Below are 11898 nucleotides of genomic sequence, written 5' to 3'. Positions count from 1 at the left end.
GTTCATTGCATGTGCTGCCCGCCATTGATGGCGATATTGGCGCCGGTGACAAACGCTGCGTCATCGGAGCACGTGAGGGTAATCGGCGCCGCGACCTCTTCCGGGCGCCGAAGCCTGCCGGCGGGGGCCACGGGCGAAGGCAGGCCGGATCAGTCGGGCTTTCCGCCCGAGGCCGGGCAGGGTCAGACACCGAGCAGGCTGTAGAGTGGACAGATGCGGACGAGCCCTGTCAGGACCAGGATGACGCCAATCCATCCCCACACGCCGATCGTGCCGGTGACGGCAAGGCCGATCAGGGCCAGGCCGACAACGATCCTGAACGTGCGGTCAACCGTACCGATATTGGTTTGCACGGCGTCATCCCCTCGATAGCTCGTTAAATGCAGATGCGGCGTTGCCGGGGTCGTTTCGCGATCCCGACCGCAGGAACCCAATATAGCCAGATGGCTGCCGGTGGCTTTGATCTATGGCAACTTTGACACGTACTAGCGCCGAAGCGTACGCAATGCCGTCAAACGGCTCCGGTGTCACCGGCCGCGTCGGGGGCACTTCGAATCGCAATAGATCCAGTCGTCTTCCATCTCGTTGACGCGCAGGCGAAACAGGTAGCTGACCGGGGCATGCCCGGCAGTGAACCGGCGCGTCTGGCTGTCGCCTTGATACTCGGCACGCAAGGTATAAGCACCGGCCGGCAGTCGCATGTATAGCAAGGGACCGGACGAGACTACCCGCAGACGCCGCTTGCCGTTGCTATCCACCACGGATACCACGACGTCGGACAGCGCCTCGCCGCCCTTCGCATTGTAGAAGCCAAGCCGCACATTGAAGCGGCCCGCCATCGAGCGAATGGCTTTCACCTCATCGTCGCCGATACCGCCGGACACATAGGGGATCCCGTTCATCTCCTGTACCTGAAGCGGGGTATCGGCATACGGTCGCGCCCCATGGACGGGCAACGCTGGTTCGATGAGCCCGATCAACGCCGCTGCCGCGAGACAGGCGACGACACGCTTGCTAGCCATGATGGTTTTGGTCCGCATTAATTGCCGGCCTCAACAGGGCGGCGACAGTTACAGTATTGCCGGCGAAGCCACGCGTGGCTTGATCCAGCGCAATGCGACGCAAGGTGGACCGCGCAGCCGGCTATTTTCTTGCCCCGTTGTGAGGCCACTCTGGCAAGCAGGTTTCGCACATGGCCTGATACATCTCGTCCTCCTGCGCGTCCTCCTGCGCCGCGCTGCGGGCGCAATTGATCTGCGTCAATGGCTGCTGAGCGCCCGACATTAGACTGAATGCATGACACCGGCGTGCCTTGATCCCCCCTGAGCATCGCCGGCGAACGCTACGGGAATCTGAATCAGCACAAACCCAGGTCAAGCCAGGAGAAGCATGATGAGGATCGAAGAGATTTGCTCGCTGTCCGCCGTTCATATCCCGCGTACGTGCACGCTGCGCGACGCTGCGGTGCAGATGCGCGACCGCCACGTTGGCGCGCTGGTGGTGACGGAGCCCTTCGGAGGCGGCCAGCGCGCGATGGGCATCGTAACGGATCGCGACATCGTGCTGCAGAGCACCGCCGCAGGCACGGTGCCCGCGGAGGCGACTGTTGCGGACGTGATGACGCGCGGCGTGGTGGCGATCGGCAAGGATGCAGGCATCGACGACGCGTTGCAGACGATGCTGGCGCACGGCGTGCGCCGCCTCGCGGTAACGCATGCCGAAGCGGTGGTGGGCGTACTGTCGCTGGATGATATCGTTGATGCCCTTGGCGCTCAGTGGAACATGCTCGCCAGCGTGCTGCACAACGAGCGGGAACACGAACGTTCCGGCAGCGTGCAGACACCGCTGCATCTCTGAGTGGCGGGCGGGGCTTCTCCCGTGCCCAATGTCCGATGTCTGTCCCGGAACCCGCGGGACCGGACGGTGCGGTCCAGTGCAGCACACGGACAAGAGAGCAAGAACATGGGTTCCGGTATCCTCAAACTCGCCGGCAAGCTGCTGGTCAATGACCGGGCGAGGTTCACCGGCCTGCTTGCCAGGGCTGCGCTAGCACAGGCAAGGGCGCGTTCATGATTGGCCGGGCGATCCAGTACCTGGGCGGGATGGTGGGCCGGCTACGGCACTGGCCTGTCGCATCGGGGCGAGGCGCGGCAGGTACTGCGCCGACTGGCAGGCAGAAGCCGGCCTCGTCTGGCGGCATACCGGACGCGTTGCTACGGGCCGCCGGCTTGCCGCAAGCGACCCTGCTCCAGCAGCTGGATACCAGCCTGGAGGGGCTGACAGGCGCCGAGGCCACCCTGCGCCTGCAAAACCTCGGCCCCAACCTGGTGGAACATGAGCGTCCGCGCCCGGCGGTGCTCGACCTGCTGCGCCGTTTGCTCAATCCGCTCAATGTGATGCTGCTGACCCTGGCAGCGGTATCCTCAGCCATCCGAGACTACGACGCGGCCGCGGTGATCGCCCTGATGGTGATGCTCAGCGTTGGCCTGGCCACCGTGCAGGAGCGCCGCTCCGGACGTGCTGCCGCGGCGCTGCGCGCCATGGTGCATACCACCGCCGCCACGCAGCGCCGGTCGCAGCCGGGGGCATTACCCATCACCAGCGAACTGCCAATCGGCGCACTGGTGCCGGGCGACATCGTTCATCTGGCGGCGGGTGACCTTGTTCCCGCGGATGCCCGGCTGCTGGCTTCGAAAGATCTGTTCGTTAACCAGTCAGCGCTGACCGGCGAATCGCTGCCCGTGGAGAAGTTCGCGCTGGAGAGCGCCAGCGGCGACGAGCCCGGCACGCTGGAGAACATCGTGCTGATGGGCACGGCCGTGGCCAGTGGAAGCGCGACCGTGGTGGTGGTGCTGACCGGGCCGCGCGCCGTGTTTGGCGGCATCGCCCGCTCGTTGTCCGAGGAAACCTCCGGTACCGTGTTCGAGCAAGGCCTGCAGCGCTTCGCGCGCCTGATGATCGGCCTGATTGTGATCCTTGCGCCGCTGGTGTTCCTGATCAATGGGCTGACCAAGGGCGACTGGCTGGAGGCGCTGCTGTTCGCGGTGGCAGTCGCCGTGGGGCTGACCCCCGAGATGCTGCCGATGCTGGTAACGGTGAACCTGGCAAAAGGCGCGCTTGCCATGTCGCGCCGCAAGGTGATCGTGAAACACCTCAGCGCCATCCAGAACCTGGGCGCCATGGATATCCTGTGCACCGACAAGACCGGCACCTTGACGCAGGACCGCATCATCCTGAAGAAGCATGTGGACCTGGCGGGGCAGGAGACCGCGCGCGTGCTGGAATTCGCCTACCTGAACAGCTACCACCAGTCCGGCTTGCACAACCTGCTGGACAAGGCGGTGCTCCTGCATGACGAGGTCGGCGAAACGCTCCGGCTGGAGGGTGGCTACCGCAAGATCGACGAAGTGCCGTTCGATTTCGAGCGCCGTCGCATGTCGGTTGTGGTGGACGGGCCCCACGGCAGGCTCCTGGTCTGCAAGGGAGCGGTGGAGGAAGTGTATGCCGCATGCGCCAGCGCCGAGCTCGGCGGGCGGGCGATGGCGCTTGACGACTCGCACCGCCATTCGCTGATGTCGGTGTGCAATGCACTCAACGAAGACGGCTTCAGGGTGATCGCGATCGCCTACAAGCCTTTGCCGCCGGCGCCGGATACACAACCTTACTCGGTGGCGGACGAGTCCGCCCTGATCCTGCTTGGCTATATCGCCTTCATCGACCCGCCCAAGGATAGCGCGGCACCGGCGCTGGCCGCGCTGCGCGACAGCGGCATCGAAGTCAAGGTATTGACCGGCGACAGCCCGGTGATCGCGCGCAAGATATGCCGGGAAGTCGGCCTTGACGTGGGTCGGGCCGTACTCGGCGCGGAACTCGACGGACTCACGCCGCAAGCGCTGGGGGAGCTTGCCGAGCGCACGCAACTCTTCGCCAAGCTGGCACCGGCGCACAAGGCGGCCATCGTCAAGGCCCTGCGCGGGCGCGGACGGGTGGTGGGGGTGCTCGGCGATGGCATCAACGACGGGCCCGCGCTAAACGCGGCCGACGTGGGCATCTCGGTGGACAGCGGCGCGGATATCGCCAAGGAGTCCGCCAGCATCATCCTGCTGGAAAAGAGTCTGCTGGTCCTGCACGACGGCGTGATCGAAGGCCGTAAGGTCTTTGCCAACCTGCTCAAGTACCTGCGCATGGGTGCGAGTTCCAACTTCGGAAATATGTTCAGCGTACTCGGCGCGAGTGCCTGGCTGCCGTTCCTGCCGATGGCGCCGATCCAGGTGCTGACCAATAACCTGCTCTACGATTTTTCGCAGACGGCGCTGCCTACCGACAACGTGGACGACGATGCCGTCAGCCGCCCGCGCCGATGGGAGATCGGCAAGCTCGGCCGCTATATCCTGTGCATCGGCCCGATCAGCTCGTTGTTCGACTACGTCACCTTTGCGACGCTCTACTGGATACTGGGCGCTAGCACGCCGGCTCAGCAGCACCTGTTCCAGACCGGCTGGTTCCTGGAGTCGCTGCTGTCGCAGACCTTGATCGTTCATGTGATTCGCACAAGACACGTTCCCTTTGTGCAAAGCCGTGGCAGCACCGCGCTGATTGCCACCACATTGGCGATTTGCCTGATTGGCATCTGGCTGCCTTACTCGCCGCTCGCACAGCCGCTGGGCCTGCTGCCTCCGCCCGGCATGCTCTGGCTATTCCTGCCGCCGATCATCCTTGGCTATTGCTGCCTGACCTATGCCCTGCGCGGATGGCTGATCGGTCGGTTTTCGATCGATTGAGGCGCTATCGATGGGGTCGTGGCCCAATATTTGACATGGCACAAGAACTGGCTATGCCAACGGCTTAATCTGGGTGCAAGCCGGAACTAACTCGCAGCGCGCAGCCGCTGCCCGAAGGATGGGAGGCAAATCGATGAGTCCGCCACTTGCCCGTTTCGCGAGCCGGGAAGAGGCCGCGGCGCAGCTAGCCGAGGCGCTCTCCAAGTATCGGGGCCAGCATCCCTTGATTCTCGCCATTCCGAAGGGCGGCGTACCCATCGGGCGCGGCCTCGCCGATGCGCTGGAGGGGCAACTCGATGTGGTACTGGTCAGCAAGCTGATCGGCCCGGACGATGGCGTCGCCGCGGTTGGCGCCGTGACCGAGAATGGCTGGACCTACCGCGTGAAGAACCCGGCGGTCGGGCAGCCCGCTCCCACGCATTTTGCCCAGGAACGGCTGGCAAAGCTTGATCTGCTGAAGCAGCAATGCGCGATCTACACGTCGCAGCGTGCGCGGCTTGACCCGCATGGCCGCATCGTGATCCTGGTGGACGACGGACTCTGCACTGGCGCCACCATGATGGCGGCGATCCACGCGGTACGCAGGCGGCAGCCAGCCTGGCTGGTTTGCGCAGTCCCCGTGGGCGCGCCCCAAGGGCTGGCGGCGGTCCGTGCCAGCGTCGACGAGGTGGTATGCCTGAACGCCGACGGGCCGGATCACGATATCCGCCATGCCTACCAGTGCTTTCCGGAGGTGGAGGACGGAAAAGTCCGCGCATTGCTCTGGCGCGATATCGAACCGCGCAATGCCGAGGCCAGCGCAAGGAAGACCCTTGCGACCGCCGTGCCGGTTGGCATCTTGTGCGACGGCATCAGGCTGCATGGCGTGCTCGACGCCCCCGTCAGTCCTATAGGATTGGTGCTGATGGTACATGCCAATGGCATCGATGACCATGCCGTGCGCAACCAGTATGTGGCGAGGAAGCTGCGCGCCAGGGGGCTGGCCACGCTGCTGGTGGACCTGATCGGGCCAAGGGAGGCGATGCGCACGGAAAAGCGCCGGGACATTGCCATGCTGGCCGGCAGGCTGCGGATGGTAATGCAGGCGGTGCCCGGCTTCGTGCACTCGCGGCTGCGTTTGCCGGCGGTCCCGCTCGGCTGCTTTGGCACCGGCACCGCTGCGGCGGCTGCATTGAGCGTGGCGGCGGAGCAAGGGACGGATCTGCGCGCGCTGGTACTTGCCGCGGGACGCGTGGACTTGGCCGATGCGGACGCCGTGGGCAGCGTGACCATGCCTACGCTTCTCGTGGTGGGCGCCGGCGATCCGGAGGGCATTCGGAGAAACGACCTTGTGTTCGGCAGGCTTCGCTGTCCCCGGCAGCTGCGGCTGGTTGCAGGCGAGGGCAGGATATTCGAGGAACCCGCCGCGATAGAAGAACTGGCTGTGCTGACAGGAAGCTGGTTCTCGCAATTGCTTGCCGATGGGCAGGTCGCAGTCGTGTAGGCATGCCCGGGATATCGCTACTGCGCGTGCAGCGCGGCCTTGGTCCCGCGCTTGTCAAACAGGCTGGATCCGAACCCGGAGCCGGCAGGAGGCAGGCAACGGGAGAGGCCATGCATCGGAAGGGCCGACGGTATGGGCCTGCACTGTATCAAATGCTCTGCTGGGTGCTGCTATGCTTTTCGCTATCGGCTAGCCCGCTATCGGCTGGCGCGCAATCGGCTGGCGCGCAGCGACGGGTGCCCATCCTTGTCTATCATCGCTTCGGCCCTGTTGCCGCGGATGGCATGACAGTGCGAACGACGACGTTCGAAGCCCATCTGCGCATGCTTGCCGCGCAGGGCTACCACATCGTTGCCCTGGACGATGTCGTACGTTGGGTCGAAGGCGGTCCCGATTTTCTTCCCGCGAATGCCGTTGCGATTACGGCGGATGATGGCCATCGGTCGGTGTTCGACGTGATGATGCCAATAGTCCAGCGTGAGCAAATCCCTGTCACCTTGTTTATCTATCCCTCGGCCATTTCGAACGCATCCTACGCGCTGACTTGGGACCAGCTGCGCGCGCTCAAGAAAACTGGCTTGTTCTCGGTGCAATCGCACAGCTTCTGGCATCCGAACTTCAACACCGAACGCAGGCGCCTGGCGCCGGCGGCGTTTCGTGCATTGGCACATGACCAGTTGCGGCGCGCGCGCGAACGTCTGGAGCAGGAGCTTGGCGGGTCCGTAACGCGGTTAGCATGGCCGTTCGGCATCTACGATCGGGAGCTCATGGAGATTGCCGCGAGCGAAGGCGTCGAGGCGGCCTTTTCGCTCGATGGCCGCCCGGTCACAAGGGATTCGCCGCTGCTCGCGCTGCCCCGGTTCTTGATGGTCGACGCCTGCGACGAGCGGTGCCTTGGCCGGCTGCTGGACGATATCGCCACGCAGCACGCATCGTCCGGCCCGCGCAATCGGGGCGCCGAGGGCGCAACTAGGCATGGTCCCCATTCCCAACCGCAATCGCAATCCAAGGTCTCGCAATGAGCACGCGCACACGTCATGCCTTGTGGTTCGTGCTTGCGCTGGCGGCGTGGCAGGCCGTTGCCGCGGACGCGCTCACCGGCACTGTTGTCGATGCTCGCTCTGGCGCCCCCGTGCATGGGGCCACCGTGGTCGTACTGGATACATCCGCGGCCTCTTCCCTGACCAGTGCGGATGGGACTTTTGTGATCCGGGCGCCAGTGCAGGGCGCTATCACGATCGGGGCGCGAGCCGCTGGCTATGGCCGTGCGCTCGCGGAGGCCAGAGGCGGCAACCCACTGCGGGTGGCGCTCACGCCGTTGCGGCCCAAGGCGGTCTACCTCTCGGTATTCGGCATTTCGAGCTCGGCGTTGCGCGATGCCGCGCTCGCCTTGCCGCAATCCAGCGCCATTAACGCGCTCGTGATCGATGTCAAGGGGGACCGTGGGATGACGCCTTACCGCAGCGCGGCGCGTGATGCCATCGGGGCGAGCGGGCGGGTGGAGGCACCTGCGCCCATGGTGCACGATTTCCCGGCTCTGCTGGCGGCGCTGCACGGGCGCAACTTGTACCTGATCGCACGCATCGTTGTCTTCAAGGACGAGCCGCTTGCCGCGGCGCACCCGGAATGGGCTGTGCGGGATGGCCGGGGCGATGTCTGGCGTGACCGAGAGGGGCTCAGATGGATCGATCCGTTTTCGGGAGACGCACGGGAGCACAATCTGGACCTTGCGGAGGAGGCCGCGCGCATGGGCTTCGACGAAATCCAGTTTGACTACCTGCGCTTTCCGGACGCCGGCGGACTTCGCTTTGCTCAGACCAGCACGCGAGAAGCAAGGGTGGCTGCCATCACTGGCTTTCTCCGTGCGGCCCGCACACGGCTCGCCCGCTACAACGTGTACATCTCGGCGGACATCTTCGGCTACGTGTGCTGGAACCTCGACGACACGGCAATCGGCCAGCAGTTGGAACCCCTGGGTGCAGCGCTGGACTACATCTCGCCCATGCTCTACCCGTCCGGCTTCACCTGGGGCCTGCCGGGCTGCAACAAGCCCGTGGAGCATCCCGGGGAGATAGTGGCCCGCTCCCTGGCCGAGGCCAAGAGGCGGACCGGGTTGCCGGGCGTGCGCTTCCGTCCCTGGCTCCAGGCATTCCGCGACTATGCATTTGATCATCGCGAGTTCGATGCCGATGAGATCCGGGCGCAAACGCAAGCCGCGGACTCCGCAGATACGGACGGGTGGATGCTTTGGAATCCACGCAACCAGTATGATTCCACGCAATTGCCAAGATGAGCACGCGCGACACCTTGCTCGCCGTACTCGCGATGCTGATCCTGGCATGCGAGCCGCCATCGGCGGCATCTGCCTCAGAGGCGCCCATTGAGGCGACGAGCCTTGCGCGTACCGATGCAGGCACGCGTGAGCAACTGCGCATCATCGTCGCCGGCCAGATCGAGGCCGGCAACGTACCCGGCGCCGTGGTGCTGGCGGGCGACGCCGAGCATATCCACTATCGTGCCGCCGCCGGCCTGCGCGCCGTCCTCCCGGCGAGCGAGGCGATGCTCGCCAACACCGTGTTCGATCTCGCATCGGTCACCAAAGTCATCGCTACCACCACCGCCGTGCTGCAGTTGAACGAGCGCGGTTCGATTCTCCTGGATGCCCCGGTGGCGCAGTACTTACCCGAGTTCGGCGTCGCCGGCAAGGAGCGCGTCACGGTGCGCGAACTGCTGTCGCATACCTCTGGATTGCCTGCGGGCCTGCCGCCGGGCCGACGCTCGGGCGGGGTGAACGACATAGTGCGGGAAGCAATGCGCCAGGCCCCAATTGCGCCGCCGGGGTCGCGCGTGATCTATAGCGACATCAATTTCATCGTGCTTGGCGAGCTGGTCCGGCGTGTCAGTGGGCAATCCTTGGACGCGTGGTGCCGCGAACAGATCTTTACGCCCTTGCGCATGCAGGACACGGGCTTTCTTCCCGGCCCGGCGGCGGCGCGCAGGATCGCGCCTACGGCGTCAAGAGGGGGGGAGATGCTTCGCGGGCGTGTTCACGACCCCATCGCTGCACGCATGGGGGGCGTGGCCGGCCATGCCGGACTGTTTTCCACTGCCGAGGATCTGGCCCGGTTCGCGCAAATGATCCTCAACGATGGACGCAGCGGCGCGGCCACGGTGCTGAAACCCGAGAGCGTGGCGCTGCTGGCAGCGCCGGCGTCGCCGCTGGCCGCCAATGCCTGGCGTGGTTTGGGATGGGCACTGGCCGCGCCGCTCGTCGCCAACCGTGACCGGCTACCGGCGCTGGGAATGATCGAGCAGACCGGCTACACCGGCACCGGCGTGTGGATCGACCTGGTGACCAAGCGCTTCGCTGTCATCCTGAGCAGCCGGCTGCATCCATACGACAGGGGGGACGCTGCACCGCTGCGTCAGCAAGTGCTGGCCCTGCTGGCTAGCGAGGCCGCTCCGGTCGCCATGGCAGCGATCACCCACGCCGTGCCAGGCACGGAGGTTGCCTTGGCTCAGGCCATGCGGCTGCCGCCCGCCGCAGGGCCGGTGCGCAGCGGCATCGATGTACTGGAGGCGCAAGCGTTCGCACCATTGTCGGGCTTGCGCGTGGGGCTGGTCACGAATCGCAGCGGATTCGATAGCAGGGGCGTGCGAACAGCGGATGCGCTGGCCCATGCGCCCGGTGTCACGCTGGCGGCGCTGTTTGCTCCCGAGCATGGCTTGGCCAGCGATATCGATGCCCCACTGGGAGATTCGTCCGACCCGGCAACCGGCGTGCCCGTGCATAGCCTTTACGACGGAAACAAGCGCTTTGCGCCAGCGGCGCTGGAAGGCGTGGATGCGCTGGTGTTCGACGTGCAGGACGCCGGTGTGCGCTTCTTTACCTACATCACGACGCTCGGCTACACGCTCGAAGCCGCCGCTGCCCGCGGCATCCCTGTCTTTGTGCTGGACCGGCCGAACCCGCTGGGCGCCGATGTGTTCGGCGGCCCGCTGCAGGACCCCGGCACGCCGTCCTCATTTACCGGGTACTTTCCATTGCCGTTGGTGCATGGCATGACCGTAGGAGAGCTCGCCCGGATGTTCAATGCGCGCCTGCATATCGGCGCGGATCTCCGGGTCGTCGCCATGCAAGGCTACATCCGCCACATGCGCTTTTCCGACACTGGACTTGGCTGGGTCCCGATCTCGCCAAATCTGCGCAATACAGAGCAACTTGAGCTATATCCCGACCTCGGCATGATCGAAGGCGCGAATGTCAGTGTGGGGCGCGGCACGCCGACGCCATTCGAGCTGGTTGGCGCCCCATGGATTGCAGGGCGGGACCTGGCTGACTATCTCAAGAAGCTCGATACCAAGGCGAGGTTCGAAGTAACGAGCTTTGTGCCGACTGAAGGACGCTATCGCGGTCGGCTTTGCCATGGCGTGTCGATCAAGGCAGCGATAGGGAACACACCACCCGGGCGCCTGGGTCTTGCGCTGGCTATCGCGCTGCATGCGCTTTACCCGCGGCAATTCAACCTCCCTGCAATCCGCGCGTCGCTCGGTTCCGAGCGCGTCTGGCGCTTGATCGATGCGCACGCATCGCTGGCGGCGGTCGAAATGGCGGTGTCGACGCAAGGCGCGGACTTCGCGCAAGACCGGGCGCGATTTCTAATGTACTGAGTCGTGCCGCGTAGTAGCCCACGACTTGGCGCGGCATGCCGGCAGGCGCGGCCTTGATATGTGTCAATGGCAACGCGCGCCACGCTTCTAAGCTGGAATCACAGTCGCGCCAGACTGATCTGGTGCAGATGCTAGCAAGGGGAAGGCAGATGAAGACCGATATGCAGATCAAGCAGGACGTGAGCGACGAACTGGCCTGGGATCCCGCAGTGGACGCCGCCACGGTCGGCGTCGAAGTCAATGGTGGCGTAGTGACCTTGAGCGGCCATCTGCGCACCTATGTGGAAAAGCTGGCCGCCGAGCGCGCCGCCGAGCGCGTAGCCGGTGTCAAGGCCGTAGTCGTGGCGCTCGATTTGCGCATTCCCGGCGCGCACGACGACGAAGCGATCGCCCAGGCGGCAAGGGCATCGCTGCAATGGCATGCGGGCTTGCCTGCCGCCGGCATCAAGGTGCGCGTGGAGAAAGGCTGGGTGTCGCTAGCTGGCGAGGTGGACTGGGCTTATCAGCGTGAACTGGCTGAGCGCTCCGTCGAGCATCTGCGCGGCGTGGCCGGCGTGATCGACCAGATCACGATAAGGCCGCGCGTCGCGCCGCCTGACGTGGCCAAGCGGATCGATGCCGCATTGCGGCGGCATGCCCATCGGGAGGCGGCACATATCCAGGTCGAGGTGCTGGGGGGCGTGGTGACACTGAAAGGCAAGGTCGATTCGCCGCAGGAGCGGGAGGCTGCAATGGGCGCGGCCTGGTCGGCACCGGGCGTAACCAGGGTGATTGATCACCTCACGCTATTGTGACCGCTGCGAAAGTCAGGATGCCGGTTCGTCAGCGTCGTGATGCGTTGCTGGTTTGGCTGAGAGCGATGTCCGAATGCGCGGCTTCGAATGCCTTTAGTTCACGGAAAATCTCGTTGTACTCCGTGTCGCATGACTGCGTCATACGCTACCAAGCCATCACGAGGTGCAC

At 65.1% G+C, this 11898-nt stretch carries 9 protein-coding genes and 1 pseudogene; 7 read left to right on the top strand and 3 right to left on the bottom strand.

Annotation, left to right across the window (positions count from 1 at the left end; genetic code table 11):
• Positions 1-2: 2 nt before the first annotated feature.
• The 3 genes and pseudogenes from RR42_RS38575 to RR42_RS11640 all read right to left on the bottom strand — a co-directional run.
• A pseudogene (locus RR42_RS38575) lies at positions 3-134 on the bottom strand (SDR family oxidoreductase); the annotation flags it as partial.
• Positions 135-182: 48 nt separating this feature from the next.
• The gene (locus RR42_RS38570; protein ID WP_043346861.1) at positions 183-353 is read right to left on the bottom strand and encodes a YgaP family membrane protein; all 171 of its coding nucleotides are present in this window, start codon (positions 351-353) and stop codon (positions 183-185) included.
• A 174-nt stretch (positions 354-527) separates the two neighbouring features.
• A complete protein-coding gene (locus RR42_RS11640; protein ID WP_144409816.1) occupies positions 528-1022 on the bottom strand; it encodes a hypothetical protein in 495 nt (164 codons plus the stop codon).
• Positions 1023-1389: 367 nt separating this feature from the next.
• On the opposite strand from RR42_RS11640, the gene RR42_RS11635 reads away from it, so the two are divergent.
• From RR42_RS11635 to RR42_RS11605, 7 genes are all read left to right on the top strand, one after another.
• Entirely contained in the window at positions 1390-1857 is a 468-nt protein-coding gene (locus tag RR42_RS11635; protein WP_330218476.1) for a CBS domain-containing protein, read from the top strand.
• 245 nt (positions 1858-2102) lie between these two features.
• Positions 2103-4781, top strand: coding sequence for a magnesium-translocating P-type ATPase (gene mgtA / locus RR42_RS11630; RefSeq protein WP_419188884.1), 2679 nt, complete (start codon positions 2103-2105; stop codon positions 4779-4781).
• A 133-nt stretch (positions 4782-4914) separates the two neighbouring features.
• Positions 4915-6264 (top strand): phosphoribosyltransferase family protein, encoded by a 1350-nt coding sequence (locus tag RR42_RS11625; RefSeq protein ID WP_043346857.1) that lies wholly within the window; start codon positions 4915-4917, stop codon positions 6262-6264.
• 236 nt (positions 6265-6500) lie between these two features.
• A complete protein-coding gene (locus tag RR42_RS11620; RefSeq protein WP_236701904.1) occupies positions 6501-7286 on the top strand; it encodes a polysaccharide deacetylase family protein in 786 nt (261 codons plus the stop codon).
• Complete coding sequence (locus tag RR42_RS11615; RefSeq protein ID WP_043346854.1) at positions 7283-8557, top strand: putative glycoside hydrolase; 1275 nt, start codon at positions 7283-7285, stop codon at positions 8555-8557. Before RR42_RS11620 ends, RR42_RS11615 begins: the two co-directional genes overlap by 4 nt.
• Positions 8554-10935: an exo-beta-N-acetylmuramidase NamZ domain-containing protein gene (locus RR42_RS11610; RefSeq protein WP_082054880.1), complete on the top strand. Its 2382-nt coding sequence runs from the start codon at positions 8554-8556 to the stop codon at positions 10933-10935. The genes RR42_RS11615 and RR42_RS11610 overlap by 4 nt, the downstream gene beginning before the upstream one ends.
• 149 nt (positions 10936-11084) lie before the next feature.
• Complete coding sequence (locus RR42_RS11605; protein ID WP_043346852.1) at positions 11085-11729, top strand: BON domain-containing protein; 645 nt, start codon at positions 11085-11087, stop codon at positions 11727-11729.
• Positions 11730-11898 lie beyond the last annotated feature (169 nt).

The organism is Cupriavidus basilensis, assembly GCF_000832305.1.
In the GTDB taxonomy this organism is placed as follows: domain Bacteria; phylum Pseudomonadota; class Gammaproteobacteria; order Burkholderiales; family Burkholderiaceae; genus Cupriavidus; species Cupriavidus basilensis_F.
Note: the sequence above shows the minus strand (reverse complement) of the source record. Positions and strands in the feature narration are given on the sequence as shown.